Source organism: Thalassobellus sediminis (assembly GCF_044386045.1).
GTDB lineage: Bacteria > Bacteroidota > Bacteroidia > Flavobacteriales > Flavobacteriaceae > Thalassobellus > Thalassobellus sediminis.
Map to the genome: position 1 here is coordinate 959,181 of NZ_JBISCD010000040.1, position 21,371 is coordinate 980,551.

Consider the following 21,371-nt stretch of genomic DNA (forward strand, 5'->3'; position numbering starts at 1 on the left):
TAGTAAATTTATTCTACCGTTACTGATTTTGCTAAATTTCTTGGTTGATCAACATTTTTATTTAGTAAAACAGCAATATGATACGATAATAATTGTAGAGGAATAGTAGTTAATAGTGGCGATAAAGATTCTAATGTCTCAGGTATTTCTATAACATGATCTGCTAGTTCTTTTACTTGTACATCACCTTCTGTTACAATACCAATTATCTTCCCTTTTCTAGATTTGATTTCTTGAATATTACTAACTACTTTTTCATAATGTCCTTTTTTTGTTGCGATAACAACAATAGGCATGTTTTCATCAATTAAAGCAATAGGGCCATGTTTCATTTCTGCAGCAGGGTAACCTTCGGCATGGATGTATGAAATCTCTTTTAATTTTAAAGCGCCTTCTAGAGCAACTGGAAAATTAAATCCTCTACCAAGATATAAACAGTTGGTTGAATCTTTATAAATATCGGCAACTTGTTTAATGATTGAATCTGATTCTAAAGCTTTTTCCACTTTTTTAGGAATCATTTCTAATTCTAGTAAATGCTGACGGAAATCAGAACTACTAATAGTGCCTTTAGCTCTAGCTAACCTTAAAGCTATTAGTGTTAAGACTGTAATTTGAGTTGTAAATGCTTTAGTTGATGCGACACCTATTTCTGGTCCTGCATGTGTGTAAGCACCAGCATTAGATTCTCTAGCAATAGAAGAGCCAACTACATTACAAACACCAAAAACAAAAGCACCTTTAGATTTTGCTAATTTAATGGCAGCAAGTGTGTCAGCCGTTTCACCAGATTGCGAAATAGCTATAACAACATCGTTTTCTGTTATAATTGGATTTCTATACCTAAACTCCGAAGCATATTCTACTTCTACAGGAATTCTTGCTAAATCTTCAAAAATGTATTCAGCAACTAAGCCTGCATGCCATGAAGTTCCGCAAGCAACAATAATAATGCGGTTTGCATTGAGGAATTTTTTCATGTTATCTTCAACACCAGCCATTTTTATTATAGCTTCGTTTCTTAATAATCTTCCTCTGTATGTATCAGTTATAGCTTTTGGTTGTTCATGAATTTCTTTTAACATGAAATGATCATACCCACCTTTTTCTATTTGCTCTAAATTTAATTGTAATTTCTGTACATAGGTAGGAACTAAAGAATCGTCTTTAATTTTTCTTATTTTTATGCCTTTATGAAATCTAATAACTGCCATTTCTTCATCTTCTAAATAAACGGCATTTTTAGTATATTCTAAAAAAGGTGAGGCATCACTTGCAATAAAAAATTCATCTTCATTTTCACCAATTCCTATTGCTAATGGGCTTCCTAGACGAGCAACAACAACTTCTTCTGGTTTGTTTTTATCAAAAACAGCAATTGCATAAGCACCAATTACTTGGTTTAATGCAATTTGAACTGCTTGACCAAGTTTTACATTTTCTTGTTTTTTTACGTCTTCAATTAAGTTTATTAAGACTTCTGTATCTGTATCAGAATGAAAAATATATCCTCTGGATATTAATTCTTGTTTAAGCGAATCGTAATTTTCAATAATACCATTATGTATAATTACAAGTTCACCAGAGTTTGAAAGGTGAGGGTGAGAGTTAACATCATTAGGTACTCCGTGAGTTGCCCAACGCGTATGGCCAATGCCTACTTTACCAGTTTTTGTTATTTCTTTATCAGAGCGTTCTTCTAAATCGACTACTTTACCTTTTGTTTTAGATACTTTAAGGTTAGCACCATCAAATAATGCAATACCAGCACTATCATAACCTCTATATTCTAAACGTTTAAGTCCTTCTATTATAATTGGGTAAGCTTCTCTATATCCAATGTATCCAACAATTCCACACATAATTTTTAATTTAGATTTTGGGGTTCAAAAATTTAGAGCAAATATGTAAAATAAATATTAATGATTAATAATTATTATATAAAGTCCTTGCTTTATACGATGAAATTCATTTTTACAACTATTAACAATTAAGTTAAAAAAGAAAAACCAGTAGAACTAATTGTCTTTAGGTTCTGTATAAAATATTTTTAATTTCAATCGTTTATTTTCAGGGACGTTTTCATTGCTACCATATAAAATGGTTCCTCTTGGACTAATTATAGCTGCCGCAGGAATACCTGTTACATCATCATTGCTATTTAAAATTTCAGCATTATTTATGTAATTTACATTATTAGATAATACTAATCCAATCTTTGTATTAGTAGAATCTCTAAGTAATATATTATTTAAATGTTCTGTTAGACGTATTTTATATTTTCCTAAAATAGTATCTCTTTGACTTAAACTTATTATTTTAGAAGAAATAGGAGATTGAGTGTTTTCTGTAGGATCTATTTGATAGTCAATGGTAGGTTCATTGTTTTTAATATCGTATGCGTATATACGGTCGTATTTATGAAATTCATTGCTATATGAGCCAATATTTATATTTTCATCTTCATAAATAACTATTTGTGCATCATTTATAAGTCTTTTAAGTTTATAATTACCTGTATTATTTTCTTTAATAAAATTTCCATTACCATCAGGTATTCTAAAATTGTTTATAAAAGTATCAAAAGCATTTTGGTCTTTAAATAAATTTACAATAGCCATAGAGCCTGCTGTACCTTTTAAATAAAGTTTTTCGTCTCCAGAAACTTTATTTCCATTTTGTAATGTTACTAAACTGTAATCATTATTATAAATATTAAGTTTATTTCCAGTAAAATTGAGTTGATATGTTGATAATGTTCTTTCACCAGCAACTGAAGAATCCTTCGAGTAATAAATAATAATATTAGCACCTGTTGATGCGAGGTTTAATAGAACCATATTACCTTTTCCTTCAATAGCTTCTGCTTTGAAGTATAAACCTCTAAAGTAATTATTAAAATTACTAGCATTACTTAATACAGGGTCATCTTGTTTATTTATTATTGTATTTCTCCAAAAAAGAGTATCTAATTTTGTTCTTAAAGCAGGAGTAGAATATGTAGTTGTAGTATTTCCATCACTATCAGTAGTTTTTAAACTGATTCTTTTGTTACTAGGAGTGAAATCTAAATCTTCATATATTAAATCACTTTTTTGATCTTCAAAATTAATAACAGAAATACCATTTAAAACAGTTCCATCAGATTTTAAATAATATTTTTGAGATGTTCCTAGGGCCGAGTTTGGATCAAAATCTCTTAAGAAATAATCATTTTTATAAATAGATAATTTAATTGGAGAATTACCATACAAGGAATCATTAATTGTATACGTAGAATCTGTTATTGTTTTACTAAAATATGGAATAGTTAATACCACAGAATCAATTTTTGTTTTTTCACCAAAATCTGGATTATTTGTTGTAGGCGTAATTTGAGCTACAATATTAGCTGTAGTTTTTCCATAAGCTGGATCATTAAAAAATCCTAAGAGGTTAGAAGCTAATCCATTAATTTGTAATGAATCTAGTTTTTTGTTATAAACAGAAATAGGTAAATAAACGCTGTCTGTTAAAAAATTAGAATTTTCTTTACCTAAAACATCACTTTCAATAATGCTAAAATCTTTATCACAAGCAATAAAAGAAATAAGAATTAAAATAAAAGTAAAAGGTAATTTAAGGGCTTTAATTGTCTTTTTCATATATAAAAATAATGAATATGCAGGTTTAGCTTAAAACTTCTGTATTAAAAAAGTTGGTATATGCTTCTCCAAATTCATCTTTGCTTTTGTACTCTAAAATAGGTTTGTTTGATGCTTTTAAATAATCATTTAAATCATCTGTAATATCTTCAGACCCTATTATTAATGCATCAGAGTAATCAATAGCTACTTTCATTAAGTTGTTAAATGACGGCTCTTCAAGCACGCTAATAGCGTCTTCATTAATATTGTCAAATTTAACTTTATTGATCATATCTTTATTTAAAGTATTGTTAAAACTTTGATTGTAGACAGAAGTAACAATTTTGCTTTCGTTAAATAAAGGTTCATCTTTATAATATTCTTTTAAGTAAACTGGCAATAAAGATGCTAACCAGCCATGTACATGAATAACATCTGGCGCCCAGTTTAATTTTTTTACAGTTTCAATAACACCCTTTGCAAAGAAAATAGCACGTTCATCATTATCAGAAAATAGTTTCCCAGCTTCATCTGTTAATGTAGCTTTTCTTTTAAAGTATTCTTCATTATCAATAAAATAAACCTGAATACGCTCTTTAGGTATAGAGGCTACTTTAATTATAAGTGGCATATCTAAGTCGTTAATAACTAAGTTTATTCCAGATAACCTTATAACTTCGTGTAATTGATGTCTTCTTTCGTTAATATTGCCATATCGAGGCATGAAAATTCGAATTTGTCCACCTTGTTGATTTACTAATCTAGGTGCTTCAAAAGACATTGAAGAAATTTCGGTTTCAGGTAAATAAGGCACTACTTCAGATGATACATATAATATCCTCTTATCTTTCATATGTTTGTTTTTGTTGACTTAATAATGATTGTTGTAATGGATGATAATTTATTCTTTAATTAAGAAGAAATTATATATAATTTTATTACGCAATTTTTGTTCCCTTTTGAAAAAATGAAAATAAAAAACACGCAAAAGTACAAAAATTTATGCAGTTTCACTGTAAAATCTTAAGTTTGCACCCGTTAAATTTTTATTAAAAAGTGGAAGTATACTCAGAAAAACAGCAAATTACAGTAGCTTTAGATGCTTTAAAGTCTAAAAAACTAACTGTAGGATTAGTTCCTACTATGGGAGCATTGCATGATGGTCATTTAGAATTAGTTAAAAGAGCCTTTGAAAAAAACGATAGAGTTGTTGTTAGTATTTTTGTTAATCCCACACAATTTGATAATAAAGAAGACCTAAAAAAATATCCAAGAACATTAGATAGCGATGTAGAGTTACTAAAAACAGTAAGTAAAGATGCTATTTTGGTTTATGCACCTACTGTTGATGATGTTTATGAAGGAAATACAGTGTCTGAGTCGTTTGATTTTGATGGTTTAGAGTTTGAAATGGAGGGCAGGTTTCGTGATGGACATTTTGACGGTGTTGGAACGATTGTAAAACGTCTTTTTGAAATTGTAAAACCAGATAATGCTTATTTTGGCGAGAAAGATTTTCAGCAACTACAAATTATTAGAAAATTAGTTGAAAAACACCATCTTCCCTTAGTTGTAGTTGGTTGTAAAATACATAGAGAAACAAATGGTTTAGCAATGAGTTCTCGTAACACAAGGTTAAAACCAGAATATAAAGAAGCTGCACCATTTATTTATAAAACTTTAACAAGTGCCAAAAGTAAATTTGGCACAAATAGTGCTAATAAAGTAGTGAAATGGGTTGAAAATCAGTTTGCAAAACACGATTTATTAAAATTAGAGTATTTTATTATTGCAGATACCGAAACCTTAAAACCAGTTAAAAGAAAATCTAACAAGAAAACGTATAGAGCATTTATAGCTGTCTATGCAGGTGATATTAGACTTATAGATAATATCGCTTTAAATTAATTATCTTTGCCACATGCAAATACAAGTAGTAAAATCTAAAATTCACAGAGTTAAGTGTACCGGTGCAGAGCTAAACTATATTGGTAGTATTACTATTGATGAAGATTTAATGGAAGCGGCCAATATTATACAAGGCGAAAAAGTTCAAATTGTAAATAACGATAATGGAGAACGTTTAGAAACGTATTGTATTCCAGGACCAAGGAAAAGTGGGGAAATAACTCTTAATGGAGCTGCAGCTAGAAGAGTTTCGGTAGGAGATACCTTAATTTTAATTACTTATGCTTTTATGGATATTGAAGAAGCTAAGGTTTTTAAACCTTCTTTAGTATTTCCAGATGAAGCTACAAACTTATTAAAATAGGCTTTTGAATAAAAAGGCGAAAAACATACTTAAAATTTCACTCCCATTATTATTGGGAGTTTTTTTAGTCTGGTATTCTCTATCAAAAGTTTCTATAGAAGAATTGTTAGTTTATGCTAAAAAAGCCGATTACACTTGGGTGGTTTTGGGTATGTTTTTAGGACTGTTAAGTCATTTGTCACGAGCTTATCGCTGGCGTTTTCAATTAGAACCTATGGGGTATAGTATTAAGTTTGGAAATAGTGTTATGGCTGTTTTTGCTACCTATTTAATAAATTACACCATTCCTAGAGCAGGTGAAGTTGCCAGAGCATCCATACTTACAAATTATGAGGATGTGCCTTTTGAGAAAGGGTTCGGAACTATAGTAGCAGAGCGAATAGCAGATTTAATTGTTATGTTAGGGATTATTACAATGACTCTTTTTCTTCAATTCGATTTTATTTATGGTTTTTTAATTCAAAAATTTAATCCTACTAAAATTATAATAGTCCTAGCTTTAGGATCGGTTTTATTACTGTTTTTTACAAGGTTTATAAAAAATAGTAATTCAAAAATAGCTTTAAAAATTAGAGGGTTCGTTATTGGTTTAATTGAAGGTGCTCTAAGTGTTTTTAAGATGAAAAAAAAATGGGCTTATATATTTCACACCCTTTTTATTTGGGCTATGTATTTGCTTATGTTTTATGTAACGTCTTTTGCTGTAGAAGATTTAGAAGGGGTTTCAGCAGGTGCTATTTTAATAGGCTTCATTTCTGCAAGTTTTAGTATAGCTGCAACTAATGGTGGTATTGGCTCTTATCCATTAGCTATTTATGCGGCCTTTTCAATTTTTGGAATAGCTGAAGAACCGAGTATTGCTTTTGGTTGGATTATGTGGGCATCACAAACGCTTATGATTATTGTTTTTGGAGGACTATCACTTATTTATTTGCCAATTTATAATAGAAAAAAGTAGAGCAAACACATTTTTTAGTTTCTCTTTATTTCATACCTTGCTGCTATTAAATCTCAAATCAATTTGTAATGAAGCATACCATTCTTTTCTTTTTATTTCTATTTTTTATTTCTCCGTTTATCGAAGCACAAGTTAAATACGAAACCATAGAGTCTTTAAAATTAGGTGATACACGCGAATTAAAAATTCAACTCCCTAGAGGCTATACAGCAAATGAAGAAAAAAGCTATCCTATTTTTATAGTCTTTGATGGCGACTATTTATTTGAAGCGGTTTCTGGAAATGTAGATTATTATAGTTATTGGGAGGATATGCCAGAAGCTATTGTTGTTGGTGTTAATCAGTTTGATAAGCGTTATGATGATTGTATGTATTCTGAGCAAAATTCATTACCTATTGAATCTGGCGCAGCCTTTTTTGAGTTTATAGGCATGGAACTCATTCCTTATATAGAAAATAAATATAGAACTGTTGGTTTTAGAGTAGCAGTTGGTCATGGAGAAACAGCAAACTTTATCAATTACTTTTTATTAAAACCACAACCTTTATTTCAAGGTTATATTGTCGTTAGTCCAGAATTAGCACCAAGTATGATTGATTATATTCCAGAAGTATTAGCAAAGATAGACTCAAAAACATTTTATTACTTGGCTAATACAAATAATGATGCGTCTTCTATTAAAAAAATGACAGGTGTTTTAAATACCGATATTTCTATTATCGAAAACAAAAATTTATATTATGATTTCGATAGTTTTCAAGGGGCTTCACATTATTCGGTTCCAACACATGCCATACCAAATGCTATAGAAGGTATATTTAAGGTTTTTCAGCCAATTAGTAAAAAGGAGTATAAAGAAACCATACTTGAGTTAGAAATATCACCAGTTGTTTATCTTCAAGAAAAGTATCAAGCTATTAAAGATTTGTTCGGTATAGACAAACAAATCTTAATTAACGATTATAAAGCTATTTCAGCAGCTATTGAAAAAAACGAAAGTTTTGAATATTATGAAGAGTTAGGTAAAATGGCGAGAAAGTCTTACCCAGAAACTCTTTTAGGAAGCTATTATTTAGCTCGTTTTTATGAAGAAACTGGTGAGACTAAAAAAGCGATGCGCACCTACCAATCAGCTTATACATTAAAAGAAATTGCAGGACTTACAAAAGATTTAATGTTAGAAAAAGCAGATTTAATTAAAGCAGATTTCGGGTATTAATGGCTAAAATAAAAACTACTTTTTTCTGTCAAAACTGTGGAACGCAATATGCTAAATGGCAAGGGCAATGTAATGCTTGTAAAGAATGGAATACGGTTGTAGAAGAGGTTATTCAAAAGCCAGAAAAAAGCGATTGGAAAACACCTAATTCAGTCGCTAAAAGAGCATCTGTTCCATTGCGAATTAAAGATATTGATGCTTCAAAAGAAGCTCGACTAGATACTTTTGATGGGGAATTTAATCGCGTTTTAGGTGGCGGTATTGTTCCAGGGTCATTAACGCTTTTGGGAGGAGAACCTGGTATAGGAAAGAGTACTTTGTTGCTTCAAATTTCATTAAAATTACCCTATAAAACATTGTATGTTTCTGGTGAAGAAAGTCAGAAACAAATAAAAATGCGTGCAGAACGTATTAATCCGGAAAATAACAACTGTTATATTCTTACAGAAACGAAAACTCAGAATATTTTTAAACAAATAGAAGCTTTAGAGCCTGATATTGTTATTATAGATTCTATTCAGACCCTACATAGTGATTATATAGAGTCGTCTTCTGGAAGTATATCTCAAATAAAAGAATGCACTACAGAGCTTATAAAATTTGCTAAAGAAACCGCTACGCCCGTTTTATTAATTGGTCATATTACTAAGGATGGAAATATTGCAGGTCCTAAAATTTTAGAACATATGGTAGATACTGTTTTGCAATTTGAAGGCGATCGTAATCATGTATTCAGAATTTTAAGAGCTAATAAAAACCGATTTGGTTCTACAAACGAGTTAGGAATTTATGAAATGCAAGGTTCTGGTTTACGTGAAGTTTCTAATCCGTCAGAAATTTTAATTTCTAAGAAAGATGAGGAATTATCAGGAAATGCTGTAGCAGCAACTCTTGAAGGTATGCGCCCATTAATGATTGAAGTACAAGCATTAGTTAGTACAGCAGTTTATGGAACGCCTCAAAGAAGTGCCACAGGATTTAATGCCAAACGTTTAAATATGCTTTTAGCTGTTTTAGAAAAACGTGCAGGCTTTCGTTTAGGAGCAAAAGATGTATTTTTAAATATAACAGGTGGTATTACTGTTGATGATCCTGCTATAGATTTAGCGGTAGTTGCTTCCATTTTATCTTCTAATGAAGATGTAGCTTTGCAAAAAGATTTTTGCTTTGCAGCCGAGGTTGGTTTGTCTGGAGAAATTCGTCCTGTACAACGTGTAGAGCAGCGTATCCTTGAAGCTGAAAAATTAGGGTTTTCAACTATTTTTGTATCTAAATACAATAAGATTTCTTTAAAAAATACTACTATTAAAATTAAATTGATTTCTAAAATTGAAGATTTGGTAGATTTAATTGTTTAGTGTTTATGATAAAGAATATAATTATTTTCTTATTTGTAATGGGGCATGTTTTTGGTCAAGATCAAGAAGCCCGAATTTTTTTTCATGATGGAACTCAAATTGATGGGTTTGGATCTATAGTATCAAATTATAAAATTAAGTTTAGAACATCTTTAGAAAATAAAGCAGATACTTGGACGGATTTAATGGTTAAGGGAATAACATTTTATGGTTTTCAGACCAAGGTGAAATTTGAATATCATTATGAAAATTCAAAAAAAAACTGGCCTCTTTTACTTGAAGTTATAGAAGAAGGTCATGTAAATATTTATATAGATTCGCATATAGCAACATTATATGTCCCGATACCATTGAAAACGGGATTTGATTTAAATAGTTTTGATTTCAAAAAGAAGAAAATTTATTTTAAAAGACCAGAAGAAACAGAAGTAATTAAATTTAATTATGAATTTTATAAAAATGCTGCAGAGGAATATTTTATAGACTGTCCTTCATTGGTTACTAAGGTTAAAAATGAAAAATTTAGAAAAAGTAATGTAATTGAACTTTTATATTATTATAACGATTGTGATGATGAAATGTTAGACTAACTTTTAGGTTATCTTGATAGAAGTAACTGTGGTTTTATATAGAATTAAGGATTATTTACTTCATTCAGATTTTTAGCATCTTTTTTCACAAAATTCCTTAAATTCGCATCCTTATAAGAATATATAGTAAATGAGCGCGAAATTTCCTGAATATAAAGGACTTGACTTACCAAATGTTGCAGATGAAATCTTAAACTATTGGCAAGAAAATAACATTTTTGAAAAAAGTGTATCTACCAGAGAAGGCAATAAACCATTTGTGTTTTTTGAAGGTCCACCTTCTGCAAACGGATTACCTGGTGTGCACCACGTTTTAGCACGTGCTATTAAAGATATTTTTCCGCGTTATAAAACCATGAAAGGCTTCCAAGTAAAGCGTAAAGCTGGTTGGGATACCCATGGGTTACCTATTGAGTTAGGTGTAGAAAAAGAATTAGGTATTACTAAAGAAGATATTGGTAAAACCATTTCTGTCGAAGATTATAATGCAGCTTGCCGTAAAGCAGTAATGCGTTATACCGATGTATGGAATGATTTGACTCAAAAAATGGGGTACTGGGTAGATATGGAAGACCCATATATTACTTATAAGCCTAAATACATGGAAAGTGTATGGTGGTTGTTAAAAGAGATTTATACTAAAAAATTAATGTATAAAGGCTATACTATTCAGCCTTATTCACCAAAAGCAGGAACTGGTTTAAGCTCGCATGAGGTTAACCAACCTGGGGCTTATCAAGATGTTACCGATACTACTATTGTAGCTCAGTTTAAAGCTTTAGAAAACACATTGCCTGACTTTTTACAAAATGAAGGTGATATTCACTTTATGGCTTGGACTACTACACCATGGACCTTACCAAGTAACACCGCGTTAACGGTTGGACCAAAAATTGATTATGTGTTAGTAGAAACGTATAACCAATATACTTTTAAACCTATTAAGGTTATTTTAGGAAAGCCTTTAGTAGGAAAACAGTTTGCTGGAAAAAATAATGTACAAGTTGAAACAAAATCAGAATTATTAAACTATAAAGACGGTGACAAGAAAATCCCGTTTTATATAGTAAAAGAGTTTAAAGGAATAGATTTAGTTGGGATAAAATACGAACAATTATTACCATACGCGTTGCCAAATGATAATCCAGAAAATGCTTTTAGAGTTATTTCAGGAGATTTTGTAACAACAGAAGATGGTACAGGAATTGTACATACAGCACCCACTTTTGGAGCAGATGATGCGCTAGTTGCAAAACAAGCAGTACCAGAAGTCCCACCACTTTTAGTAAAAGACGAAAATGATAATTTAGTGCCTCTTGTAGATTTACAAGGTCGTTTTAGACCAGAAATGAAAGAGTTAGCAGGGAAATATGTAAAAAATGAGTATTATCCAGATGGAGAAGCTCCAGAACGATCAATAGACGTTGAGTTAGCTATTAAATTAAAAGAAGAAAATAAAGCCTTTAAGGTAGAAAAATATAAGCATAACTACCCGCATTGTTGGCGTACAGATAAACCAATTTTATACTATCCGTTAGACTCATGGTTTATTAAAATTACAGATGTTAAAGGAAGAATGCATGAGTTAAATACATCTATTAATTGGAAACCAAAATCAACAGGAACAGGGCGTTTTGGTAACTGGTTAGCAAATGCTAACGATTGGAATTTATCGCGTTCTCGTTATTGGGGAATTCCACTTCCAATATGGAGAACAGAAGATGGTAAAGAAGAAATTTGTATTGGTTCGGTTGAAGAGTTGAAAAATGAAATGGCAAAAGCGGTTTCAGCAGGCGTTTTATCTGAAGATATTTTTGCCGATTTTGAAGTTGGAAATAATTCTGAAGAAAACTATGCAAAAATCGATTTGCACAAAAATATTGTTGATGAGGTTGTTTTAGTATCACCAACGGGACAGAAAATGTTCCGCGAAAGCGATTTAATTGATGTTTGGTTCGATTCTGGTTCTATGCCTTATGCACAATGGCATTATCCCTTTGAAAATAAGGAGTTAATTGATGATAAAAAATCATACCCAGCCGATTTTATTGCAGAAGGTGTCGATCAAACACGAGGATGGTTCTATACGCTTCATGCTATTGGAACGATGGTTTTCGATTCTGTAGCCTATAAAAATGTGGTGTCTAACGGATTGGTGTTAGATAAAAACGGACAAAAAATGTCTAAGCGTTTAGGTAATGCGGTCGATCCTTTTGAAACTTTAGGAAATTATGGTGCCGATGCTACACGTTGGTACATGATTTCTAATGCGAATCCTTGGGATAATTTAAAATTTGATTTAGAAGGTATTGAAGAAGTAAAACGTAAGTTTTTCGGCACACTATATAATACCTATTCATTCTTTAATCTATATGCAAATCTTGATGGGTTTACTTATAGTGAAGCAGATATTCCTTTAGATGAAAGACCTGAAATAGATCGTTGGATTCTTTCAGAATTACATACGCTTATTCAACAAGTAGATGAATATTATGCCGATTATGAACCAACAAAGGCAGCTCGTGCTATTTCAGACTTTACTCAAGATTATGTAAGTAACTGGTTTGTGCGTTTAAGTAGAAGACGTTTCTGGAAAGGTGATTACCAACAAGATAAAATTTCGGCATACCAAACACTTTACACGTGTATGTTAACTATTGCTAAGTTAGGAGCACCAATTGCGCCTTTCTTTATGGATAAACTTTACTTAGATTTAACAAAAACGACACAAACTGAACAATTTGAAAGTGTACATTTGGCTGAGTTTCCAAAGGTAAATGTTGGTTTTATAAATAAGTCTTTAGAGCGAAAAATGGAAAGTGCACAAACAATATCGTCTTTAGTACTCTCGTTAAGAGCTAAAGAAAAGATAAAAGTGCGCCAGCCACTTCAAAAAATCATGATTCCAATTGATAATGAACAACAAAAGGAAGAGATTTTAGCGGTTTCAGATTTAATAAAGCATGAAGTAAATGTAAAAGAAGTAGAGCTTTTAGAAGATGCTTCAGATATATTAGTAAAACAAATAAAACCTAATTTTAAAGCTTTAGGACCACGTTTCGGTAAGGACATGAAAGCCATTGCAGCTGTAGTAATTAACTTTACAGCAGAAGATATTAACAAAATAGAAAAAATTGGAAATTTGGATGTTGAAGTTAATGGAAAAAAGATTACTTTAGAACGCACAGATTTAGAAATTACATCGCAAGATATTGAAGGCTGGTTGGTTGCAAACGAAGGAGCTATAACAGTAGCTTTAGATGTAACCATTAGTGATGATTTACGAAAAGAAGGTATTGCGAGAGAATTAATAAATCGTATTCAAAATTTACGTAAAGATTCCGGGTTTGAAGTAACTGATAGAATAGATGTATTGCTTCAAAAAGATGAATATGTTACAAGTGCAGTAGATGATAATATAGCTTATATAAAATCGGAAACATTAACAGATAACCTTGAAATAAAAGATAAATTAGAGAACGGTATAGAAATTGCTTTTGATGATGTAAATACCAAATTGTATATTCAAAAACATTAAAAAATTATGGGAGAAGCTAACGTAAGATATTCAGATGAACATTTAGCAGAATTTAAAGCGCTAATTTTAGAAAAAATAGAAAAAGCACAACATGATTTAGAGCTTATTAAAAGTGCGTATATGAATGACTATAATAATGGTACAGAAGATACTTCTCCAACATTTAAAGCTTTTGATGAAGGAAGTGCTGTTATGAGTAAAGAATCTAATGCGCAATTAGCTATTCGTCAAGAAAAATTTATTCGCGATTTAAAAAATGCTTTAATTAGAATAGAAAACAAGACCTATGGTATATGTCGTGTTACAGGTAAGCTAATAAATGCTGAACGTTTAAAGTTAGTGCCTCATGCTACTTTAAGTATTGAAGCAAAAAACATACAATAATTTTATTTTAATTATATATTAAAACGTCTCATATATTGAGGCGTTTTTATTTTTTATATGTCACTAAAAAAATCTGTTTTCTTAATCATTCTTATTTTGCTTATCGATCAGGTTAGTAAAATATATATTAAAACCCATTTTTCACTTCATCAAAGTGTTGCCGTTTTTAGTTGGTTTAAAATATATTTTATAGAAAACGATGGAATGGCTTGGGGAACAAAAATTAGTGATTTTGTCTCTTTTATCTCCGATAGAACTGCCAAAGTAGCCTTAACGTTGTTTAGAGTCGTTGCTATATTTGGTATTGGCTATTGGTTATACGATACAACCAGAAAACAAGGGTCAAAAATATTGGTAATAGCAATCGCTCTAATATTTGCAGGAGCTTTAGGTAATATTGTCGATTCTGTTTTTTATGGTGTTTTATTTGATGAAAGTTATAGCCAAATTGCAACGTTTTTACCAGATGCAGGCGGATACGATTCATTATTACACGGTCGCGTTGTAGACATGCTTTATTTTCCTTTATTTGAAGTAGATTTACCGCAGTGGGTACCTTTTTATGGTGGTAAACGTTTTAACTTTTTCGAACCTGTTTTTAATATTGCCGATATGGCTATAAGTACTGGTTTTATAATGCTTATTGTATTTAATAAGAAGGCATTTTCTAAGAATTAAGTATATTTTTCAAACTTTTAAGTAAGTATTTTTCTATTCTTAAAGGTGTTCGTTATCTTTATATATAAAAACCCTCAATTAATGAAAAGTAAATATTTGCTTCTTGTCTTATTCTATACATTCATTTCAAATAGTGTTAGCGCTCAAAATACCTACGATATTACTTTTCCAGGAAATGATAGAGACAAAAAGTGTCAGCAATGTATAGAGATATTTGAACAAAAACCTAAAGAGGTTAGGTTTTCTATTAAAAGAGAAAAGAATGATTTGTACTTTCAGATAAATGATAAAAATTGGTTTGATTTATTGTTTAAGAATGCTGGAGATGGTATAGCGATAGATATTGTTCCTAAAAGTATATACGATTGCGCTTATGAAACTGTAGCAGATTCTCAAATAAGAGGTTTTCTTCTTAAACCAATATATAGGGAGGAATTAAAAAAAGAATTAAAATCAAGCGGAGATTCTTTTTTTAGAGTTTATGTAGGAAGTGTTCCAGAGGGTATTGTTAGCGAAGAATTAGAATACAATATTTTGTTTTTAAGTAATAAAAATTTATGTAAATATTATTGGTTATATGATTTAGAGAATTATTCATGGGATTTACTGGATATGGGCATGTATTTAGATTCTTTAACATATAATCCAAAAGAAATAAAAACTTCTGCAGAAGAAAGTTATCTAATTAGAAACAAAATATTAAAGTTTAAAATCCCTTTTGAAAAGAATAAATCTAATTATTCTCAAGAAGATATTAAGCCTATTTACGATTCTTTACGATTAACCGATTTTAATATTAAAGCTATAAATATTAAAGCGTATTCATCTGTAGAAGGACATTTAGATAGAAATATAGAATTACAAGAACAACGAGCTAATAGTATTGTTGCAGCGTTACAAAAATTTCAAAAACCAACTATAAAAACAAGTATTTCTTCTTCTGAGAATTGGGTGGAATTTTTAAATGATATAAAAGAAACTGAATATGAAAATTTACTAATTTTAAATAAAAATCAAATTAAAGAAAAGTTAGTAGGAGATCTTTCAAAAAAAATGGAGCCTATTTTAAATAATCATAGAAAGGCTGTTGTAGAATTAGAATTAGAAAAGAAGGATAGGTATAAAAGCGTCACTTCAGATTTGTTGTTAAAAAAGTTTAATGAGGCTATAAATTTGGAATATATAGAAGAAGCAAAGGAAATTCAGAATTCTATTTTTGAGAAATTAAAAGCAAAGGAAGTGTCTCCAGATATATTGAGGAAAATGGATATTCCAAAACAGGAAAAATTCGTTAAGATATTTAATAAGAATTCTGCTTATAGATATATGCTAAATGAGAGGCAATCTTTAATTGTTTATAATGAATTATTGGAGTTAGAAAAACTAGTGCCTGAAAATAGAGAAGTAAAGTATAATATAGTAGTAATTAAACTGAAGTTATGGAGGCATAACTCCCTAGAAATAAATGAAACAAAGTTAGAAAAACAAATAAATGTTTTAAAAAGCTATGGTATTCATAGTTCTCTTATTTCGAGAATGATGGTAAATTTTCATATTATAAAAGCAGAAAATTTAATGAAATCAAAAGATTATGTAAACAAAGATAAATCGATTACATATATAAATAACAACTATGATAAATTTCCGTTTTCTGATTATGATTATTTAAGTTTAGCACAGTTTTTTAGTTATTATGCAAATACAGATTTGTCAATAAAGCTTTTAGAAGATGAAGCAAGGAGTATAGATATTAATGAAGATTTATTGTTTTATTATTTGAATTTAACAATAATAGATAGTGGTTTAATGTATGATTCTAGTTATAGAACTATAATGTTTAATGCAATTAACATGAATAAAGAGAGGTACTGCAAACTATTTAATTCCATTGAAAAAGGAGGAGTGACTTTTCAGTTACTAGCGACTGAATATCTTAGGAAAACATACTGCGAAACCTGTAAAAATTAAAACTCATAAACCAACTCAGGCGTAACACAACAATCTAATTTAACATCACTTTCATAAACATCATTAATTTCAGTTTCAGCTTCAAAAAAAGATAACCCTATTTTTATAGTTTTGGGTTTGCAATTGGATAAAAAACGATCATAAAAACCTTTACCGTAACCCACACGATTTCCTTGTTTGTCAAAAGCTAAAAGCGGAATAAAAACAACATCAATTTTATCATTTGAAATTTCTATGCCATCAACAGGTTCAGGAATATTGTATTTATTTTTCTTAATAGCGGTGTTATCAGTTAAAAGAAAATGAGTCATGTTTCCTGATTCAAAATCACTTTTAGAAATCAGGATATTTTTGTCTTTACCCGAAAGAATATTTAAAATATAATCGGTGTTAACTTCTTTTTGTTCTTCTATAGCTAAAAAAATATGATAGAATGTATGCTCCCAAATAGGAAGTTTTAAAAGTTGATTGGCAATGGCTAAACTAAACTCATCAATATCATTTTCTGATAAATTATTACGAAGTGTTTTATATGTTTTTCGTAGTTCAGATTTCGTCATAATCTAAGCTTCAAGTTTAGTTGAAATATGAAATAAAGCATCACCTTGATACACAATAGGCGCTTCATTTACATTGATGATGTAGCCCGAGTTTGGAGCTTTTACTTCGTAATTAAACTTACCATAAGGATCTGTAATATTTCCTAAAACTTCCCTTTTTTCAACATGCTTACCAATAGGTGTTTTTGCTCTAAACATGCCTGAGTATTTAGCCCGTTGCCATTTGCTTTCTTCAATAAAAACGGTTTCTTTTTTAGGTTTAGATACTTTAAATTTAGTATTTAGCATATCTAAATGCTTTAAAATGCGTTTAGCGCCGTTAACGCCTGCAGTTGTTACATTTTCATCTATATGAAAAGATTTTCCACCTTCAAAAAGAAGCATAGATTTACCTAATTTAAAGCAGGTATGTCTAAATGATTTCGATATGTTTTTAGAATATAAAACAAAAGGAGCGCCAAAGGTTTTAGCTAAATTATTAAGTTGAGAATCTCCATTTGTAATGCGTATTTGTGGAGCATTAAAACGACCAGCACCACCGGTATGAAAATCCATAATATAATCTACATAAGGAAGTACTTCGTTTATTAATTTGTAAGCAACTCTACTTGCTAAAGAGCCATTGTTAGTGCCAGGGAAAACACGATTTAAATCTCTACCATCTGGAAACTCACGCTTTAAATTTATAAATCCGAAAACATTAATAACGGGCATACAAATAATGGTACCGCATTTTGGTTTGTTTATGCCATTAGCTACTAATTTTCTAACAATTTCTACACCATTTACCTCGTCACCATGAATACCAGCTGTAAATAGTACAATGGGACCTGGTTTTTTGGCACGTTCAACAATAATAGGAATGTTTACAGGTGTTGATGTGTGTAAATTGGCCACATCAAAATTAACTTCTTTGCTTTCGCCAGGGTATATTTTTGTGTTTAAAATATTTAAAATGTTAGTATTTGGTAGAGTCATTTATTTTTTATGGCTATTTTTTTCAATATAATGAATAATGCTTTTTGCAATATTTCGTCCTGTAGCAGCTTCAATACCTTCTAATCCTGGGGTAGAATTTACTTCTAAAAGTAAAGGGCCTCGAGAAGATTGTAACATGTCTACACCGCAAACAGGGAGTTTTAAAGCTTTAGCAGCATTCATTGCTAATTTTAATTCGTCATGATTTAGTTTTATAATATTAGCCGACCCACCGCGGTGTAAATTAGAACGAAATTCACCTTCTTTTCCTTGGCGTTTCATAGCTCCTACAACTTGACCATCAACAACTAGTGCTCTTAAATCTGCGCCGCCAGCTTCTTTTATAAATTCTTGCACAATTACTCTGGCTTGTAAGCCATTAAAAGCTTCAAGAACCGATTCTGCTGCGTTTTTTGTTTCGGCCAAAACAACACCTAAACCTTGAGTGCCTTCTAACAATTTAATAATTACTGGGGTACCTCCAACATGTTCTATAACCTCTTCAACATCTCTAGAGTAATTGGTGAAAACCGTTTTAGGCATGCCTATTCCTGCTTTACTTAAGCGTTGTAAACTGCGTAGTTTATCTCTTGAACGCTGAATGGCATCAGATGTTACTATGGTAAAAACACCCATCATTTCAAATTGGCGCACTACAGCGCAACCATAAAAGGTTACTGAGGCTCCAATTCTAGGAATAATAGCATCCACATAATCTAGATACCTGTCTTTGTAATAAATGGTAGGTTTTTCTTTTTCTATAATAATATCACATTTTAATGGGTCTATAACCTCTACTTTGTGACCTCTTTTTTCACCTTCTTCAACCAATCTTTCAGTTGAGTATAGGTTTGAATTTCTTGATAGGATTACTATATTCATTGTGCTTTTTTGTAAAAAGAAATGTTTTCCAAGTCTACATCAACCATAAATTTTCTTTTTAAAAATTGTCTACCAATTAATACCGGAAATTTCATGTCCTCTCTAGTGCTTAAAGTTAAGTTAATCTTATATGTTTTTCCAAAAAATATGACCTCAGATTTAACTTTATATCTATTTTCTTTAAAACCATTACTGCTTTTTACGTTGGTACGTGAAAAGGTGTCGAAAATAATTTCTGTTTTTCCAAAGTTTTTATGGTCGTCACTATTAAAAATACATGTTAAACTATTGTTTTCTTCAATAATTTTAGAACAATGAATGGCAGATGTATAGGCACCTGTATCAATTTTCACATCAATATTGAATAGCCCTAATTTAGGAAAGTCAACAATATCAATACGTCCGATAATTTTTTTATTCATTTTAAGGTTTTATAAAACGTGGCGAAATGTAGTGAATTTGTCAATTCAAAAATCAAATTATTTAAAAGTTTAACACATTTATATAAGTAGTATTTCAGCAATAAAAAATTAAAATAATTACCTTTGATTTAATGGATACTCCCGATTTACAAATACAACTAAAAACACTACCAAATCAACCTGGAGTTTATCAATATTATGATAAAGAAGGCACTATTATTTATGTAGGAAAGGCTAAAAATTTAAAGAAACGGGTAAGTTCTTATTTTACTAAAACGCATGATAATGGTAAAACCCGCGTATTAGTAACAAAAATAGCCGACATTAAGCATATAGTTGTTGATACAGAAACAGATGCGCTTTTACTTGAAAATAATTTAATAAAAAAGCATAAGCCTCGATATAATGTACTACTTAAAGACGACAAGTCATACCCTTGGATTTGTATAAAAAAAGAGCGTTTCCCAAGAGTGTTTTCTACGCGACGTGTTTTTAAAGATGGTAGCGAATATTTTGGACCATATACCAGCGGAAAAACCGTGCATGTACTGTTAGATTTAATAAAAGGCTTGTATAGTTTACGAACGTGTAATTATCATCTGGCTCAAGAAAAAGTGGATGCTGGTAAGTATAAAGTATGCTTAGAATATCATTTAGGAAACTGTAAAGGTGCTTGTGAAGGTTTGGAAACAGAAGTAGCTTACAACGAAAACATTAAAGCTATAAAAGAAATTTTAAAAGGAAATTTTAAAGATTCTTTAAGTTTGTTTAAACTTCGAATGAAAAGTTTTGCTGAAAACATGCAGTTTGAAGAAGCTCAAAAAATAAAAGAAAAGATTGAAGTTTTAGAAAACTACCAAGCAAAATCGACCATTGTAAACCCAAAAATTAGCAATGTAGATGTGTTTTCTATAGTTAGTGACGAAAGTTATGGTTACGTTAATTTTTTACAACTATCATACGGATCTATCATTCGTTCTCATACCTTAGAGATAAAAAAGAAATTAGACGAAACCGATTTGGAATTATTAGAATTAGCTATAACAGAAATTAGGCAACGATTTAATTCTAATTCAAAAGAAATTTATGTGCCTTTTAAAGTTAATTTAGGAGAAGCTCTTAAAGTAACCATTCCTAAATTAGGTGATAAAAAACATATTTTAGATTTATCGATTCGTAATGCGAAGTATTTTAGAATGGATCGTTTCAAGCAAATAAAAATTGTAGATCCAGATAGGCATGCCAATCGTATTATGGCGCAAATGAAAACAGATTTACGCCTTCATGAAGAACCAAGACATATAGAATGTTTTGATAATTCTAATATTCAAGGAACGAATCCGGTTGCAGCATGCGTAGTGTTTAAAAACGGGAAACCAAGTAAAAAAGATTACCGTCATTTTAATATAAAAACAGTTGTAGGGCCAGACGATTTTGCTTCTATGGAAGAAGTGGTGTATCGGCGTTATAAACGTTTGTTAGATGAAGAGCAACCATTGCCGCAACTTATTATTATTGATGGAGGAAAAGGGCAATTGTCATCAGCATTAAAAAGTTTAGATGCTTTAAATTTAAGAGGAAAAATAGCCATTATAGGTATTGCAAAACGTTTAGAAGAATTATTCTATCCAAACGATCCAATTCCTTTATATTTAGATAAGAAGAGTGAAACCTTAAAAGTGATACAGTTTTTAAGAAATGAAGCGCACCGCTTTGGTATAGAGCATCATAGGAATAAGCGTAGTAAAGGGGCTTTAAATACAGAACTTGAAACTATTTCTGGAATAGGTGAAAAAACTATTGTAGATTTATTGAAACATTTTAAGTCGGCAAAACGTGTTGCTAATGCAAAATTAGATGAGTTGGAATCTGTTGTTGGTGTGTCTCGTGCTGAGAAAGTTTATAATTATTTTCATGAGAAGTAATATAGAATAAAA

At 30.5% G+C, this 21,371-nt stretch carries 18 protein-coding genes; 11 read left to right on the top strand and 7 right to left on the bottom strand.

Features of this window, described 5'->3' with window-relative positions:
- Positions 1–8: 8 nt before the first annotated feature.
- The 3 genes from glmS to ACH5TW_RS10760 all read right to left on the bottom strand — a co-directional run bounded on the left by glmS (position 9) and on the right by ACH5TW_RS10760 (position 4,479).
- Positions 9–1,862 carry a glutamine--fructose-6-phosphate transaminase (isomerizing) gene (gene glmS, locus ACH5TW_RS10750; RefSeq protein ID WP_439336504.1) on the bottom strand — a complete coding sequence of 618 codons (1,854 nt, stop codon included), beginning with the start codon at positions 1,860–1,862 and terminating at the stop codon, positions 9–11.
- Between the two features lie 156 nt (positions 1,863–2,018).
- Complete coding sequence (gene bamH, locus ACH5TW_RS10755) at positions 2,019–3,644, bottom strand: BamH family beta-barrel-assembly machinery protein (protein ID WP_439336505.1); 1,626 nt, start codon at positions 3,642–3,644, stop codon at positions 2,019–2,021.
- 25 nt (positions 3,645–3,669) lie between these two features.
- On the bottom strand, positions 3,670–4,479 hold the full coding sequence (locus ACH5TW_RS10760) for a glycogen/starch synthase (protein ID WP_439336506.1): 810 nt from the start codon (positions 4,477–4,479) through the stop codon (positions 3,670–3,672).
- Positions 4,480–4,682: 203 nt separating this feature from the next.
- On the opposite strand from ACH5TW_RS10760, the gene panC reads away from it, so the two are divergent.
- From panC to ACH5TW_RS10810, 10 genes are all read left to right on the top strand, one after another.
- The gene (gene panC, locus ACH5TW_RS10765; RefSeq protein ID WP_439336507.1) at positions 4,683–5,534 is read left to right on the top strand and encodes a pantoate--beta-alanine ligase; all 852 of its coding nucleotides are present in this window, start codon (positions 4,683–4,685) and stop codon (positions 5,532–5,534) included.
- A 13-nt stretch (positions 5,535–5,547) separates the two neighbouring features.
- Entirely contained in the window at positions 5,548–5,898 is a 351-nt protein-coding gene (panD, locus tag ACH5TW_RS10770; RefSeq protein ID WP_439336508.1) for an aspartate 1-decarboxylase, read from the top strand.
- Positions 5,899–5,902: 4 nt separating this feature from the next.
- Entirely contained in the window at positions 5,903–6,856 is a 954-nt protein-coding gene (locus ACH5TW_RS10775; protein ID WP_439336509.1) for a lysylphosphatidylglycerol synthase transmembrane domain-containing protein, read from the top strand.
- A 68-nt stretch (positions 6,857–6,924) separates the two neighbouring features.
- Complete coding sequence (locus tag ACH5TW_RS10780) at positions 6,925–8,076, top strand: alpha/beta hydrolase (protein WP_439336510.1); 1,152 nt, start codon at positions 6,925–6,927, stop codon at positions 8,074–8,076.
- Positions 8,076–9,434, top strand: a complete 1,359-nt coding sequence (gene radA / locus ACH5TW_RS10785) for a DNA repair protein RadA (protein WP_439336511.1) — start codon at positions 8,076–8,078, stop codon at positions 9,432–9,434. Before ACH5TW_RS10780 ends, radA begins: the two co-directional genes overlap by 1 nt.
- 5 nt (positions 9,435–9,439) lie before the next feature.
- Entirely contained in the window at positions 9,440–10,024 is a 585-nt protein-coding gene (locus tag ACH5TW_RS10790) for a hypothetical protein (RefSeq protein WP_439336512.1), read from the top strand.
- A gap of 130 nt (positions 10,025–10,154) precedes the next feature.
- Positions 10,155–13,562: an isoleucine--tRNA ligase gene (gene ileS, locus ACH5TW_RS10795; protein ID WP_439336513.1), complete on the top strand. Its 3,408-nt coding sequence runs from the start codon at positions 10,155–10,157 to the stop codon at positions 13,560–13,562.
- A 6-nt stretch (positions 13,563–13,568) separates the two neighbouring features.
- Positions 13,569–13,946 carry a TraR/DksA family transcriptional regulator gene (locus tag ACH5TW_RS10800; protein WP_439336514.1) on the top strand — a complete coding sequence of 126 codons (378 nt, stop codon included), beginning with the start codon at positions 13,569–13,571 and terminating at the stop codon, positions 13,944–13,946.
- A gap of 57 nt (positions 13,947–14,003) precedes the next feature.
- Positions 14,004–14,624, top strand: coding sequence for a lipoprotein signal peptidase (locus ACH5TW_RS10805; protein WP_439336515.1), 621 nt, complete (start codon positions 14,004–14,006; stop codon positions 14,622–14,624).
- A gap of 81 nt (positions 14,625–14,705) precedes the next feature.
- Positions 14,706–16,592 (top strand): hypothetical protein, encoded by a 1,887-nt coding sequence (locus tag ACH5TW_RS10810; protein ID WP_439336516.1) that lies wholly within the window; start codon positions 14,706–14,708, stop codon positions 16,590–16,592.
- Here the strand turns inward: ACH5TW_RS10810 and ACH5TW_RS10815 are convergent.
- The 4 genes from ACH5TW_RS10815 to ACH5TW_RS10830 are packed head-to-tail and all read right to left on the bottom strand — an operon-like array spanning position 16,589 to position 19,434.
- Positions 16,589–17,152 carry a 5-formyltetrahydrofolate cyclo-ligase gene (locus tag ACH5TW_RS10815; protein WP_439336517.1) on the bottom strand — a complete coding sequence of 188 codons (564 nt, stop codon included), beginning with the start codon at positions 17,150–17,152 and terminating at the stop codon, positions 16,589–16,591. The two genes, ACH5TW_RS10810 and ACH5TW_RS10815, sit on opposite strands and share 4 nt — an antisense overlap.
- 3 nt (positions 17,153–17,155) lie before the next feature.
- The gene (locus ACH5TW_RS10820; RefSeq protein ID WP_439336518.1) at positions 17,156–18,130 is read right to left on the bottom strand and encodes a succinylglutamate desuccinylase/aspartoacylase family protein; all 975 of its coding nucleotides are present in this window, start codon (positions 18,128–18,130) and stop codon (positions 17,156–17,158) included.
- The gene (rimK, locus tag ACH5TW_RS10825) at positions 18,131–19,012 is read right to left on the bottom strand and encodes a 30S ribosomal protein S6--L-glutamate ligase (protein ID WP_439336519.1); all 882 of its coding nucleotides are present in this window, start codon (positions 19,010–19,012) and stop codon (positions 18,131–18,133) included.
- The gene (locus ACH5TW_RS10830; RefSeq protein WP_439336520.1) at positions 19,009–19,434 is read right to left on the bottom strand and encodes an ATP-dependent zinc protease family protein; all 426 of its coding nucleotides are present in this window, start codon (positions 19,432–19,434) and stop codon (positions 19,009–19,011) included. Before ACH5TW_RS10830 ends, rimK begins: the two co-directional genes overlap by 4 nt.
- A 131-nt stretch (positions 19,435–19,565) precedes the next feature.
- On the opposite strand from ACH5TW_RS10830, the gene uvrC reads away from it, so the two are divergent.
- Positions 19,566–21,359: an excinuclease ABC subunit UvrC gene (gene uvrC / locus ACH5TW_RS10835; RefSeq protein WP_439336521.1), complete on the top strand. Its 1,794-nt coding sequence runs from the start codon at positions 19,566–19,568 to the stop codon at positions 21,357–21,359.
- The last annotated feature ends 12 nt before the right edge of the window (positions 21,360–21,371 follow it).

What these genes read in the sequence shown, in the direction of transcription:
- glmS (WP_439336504.1), bottom strand. Translation starts at nt 1,862, where the DNA reads ATGTGTGGAATTGTTGGATACATTGGATATAGAGAAGCTTACCCAATT.
- bamH (WP_439336505.1), bottom strand. Translation starts at nt 3,644, where the DNA reads ATGAAAAAGACAATTAAAGCCCTTAAATTACCTTTTACTTTTATTTTA.
- ACH5TW_RS10760 (WP_439336506.1), bottom strand. Translation starts at nt 4,479, where the DNA reads ATGAAAGATAAGAGGATATTATATGTATCATCTGAAGTAGTGCCTTAT.
- panD (WP_439336508.1), top strand. Translation starts at nt 5,548, where the DNA reads ATGCAAATACAAGTAGTAAAATCTAAAATTCACAGAGTTAAGTGTACC.
- ACH5TW_RS10780 (WP_439336510.1), top strand. Translation starts at nt 6,925, where the DNA reads ATGAAGCATACCATTCTTTTCTTTTTATTTCTATTTTTTATTTCTCCG.
- radA (WP_439336511.1), top strand. Translation starts at nt 8,076, where the DNA reads ATGGCTAAAATAAAAACTACTTTTTTCTGTCAAAACTGTGGAACGCAA.
- ACH5TW_RS10790 (WP_439336512.1), top strand. Translation starts at nt 9,440, where the DNA reads ATGATAAAGAATATAATTATTTTCTTATTTGTAATGGGGCATGTTTTT.
- ileS (WP_439336513.1), top strand. Translation starts at nt 10,155, where the DNA reads ATGAGCGCGAAATTTCCTGAATATAAAGGACTTGACTTACCAAATGTT.
- ACH5TW_RS10800 (WP_439336514.1), top strand. Translation starts at nt 13,569, where the DNA reads ATGGGAGAAGCTAACGTAAGATATTCAGATGAACATTTAGCAGAATTT.
- ACH5TW_RS10805 (WP_439336515.1), top strand. Translation starts at nt 14,004, where the DNA reads ATGTCACTAAAAAAATCTGTTTTCTTAATCATTCTTATTTTGCTTATC.
- ACH5TW_RS10810 (WP_439336516.1), top strand. Translation starts at nt 14,706, where the DNA reads ATGAAAAGTAAATATTTGCTTCTTGTCTTATTCTATACATTCATTTCA.
- ACH5TW_RS10815 (WP_439336517.1), bottom strand. Translation starts at nt 17,152, where the DNA reads ATGACGAAATCTGAACTACGAAAAACATATAAAACACTTCGTAATAAT.
- ACH5TW_RS10820 (WP_439336518.1), bottom strand. Translation starts at nt 18,130, where the DNA reads ATGACTCTACCAAATACTAACATTTTAAATATTTTAAACACAAAAATA.
- rimK (WP_439336519.1), bottom strand. Translation starts at nt 19,012, where the DNA reads ATGAATATAGTAATCCTATCAAGAAATTCAAACCTATACTCAACTGAA.
- ACH5TW_RS10830 (WP_439336520.1), bottom strand. Translation starts at nt 19,434, where the DNA reads ATGAATAAAAAAATTATCGGACGTATTGATATTGTTGACTTTCCTAAA.
- uvrC (WP_439336521.1), top strand. Translation starts at nt 19,566, where the DNA reads ATGGATACTCCCGATTTACAAATACAACTAAAAACACTACCAAATCAA.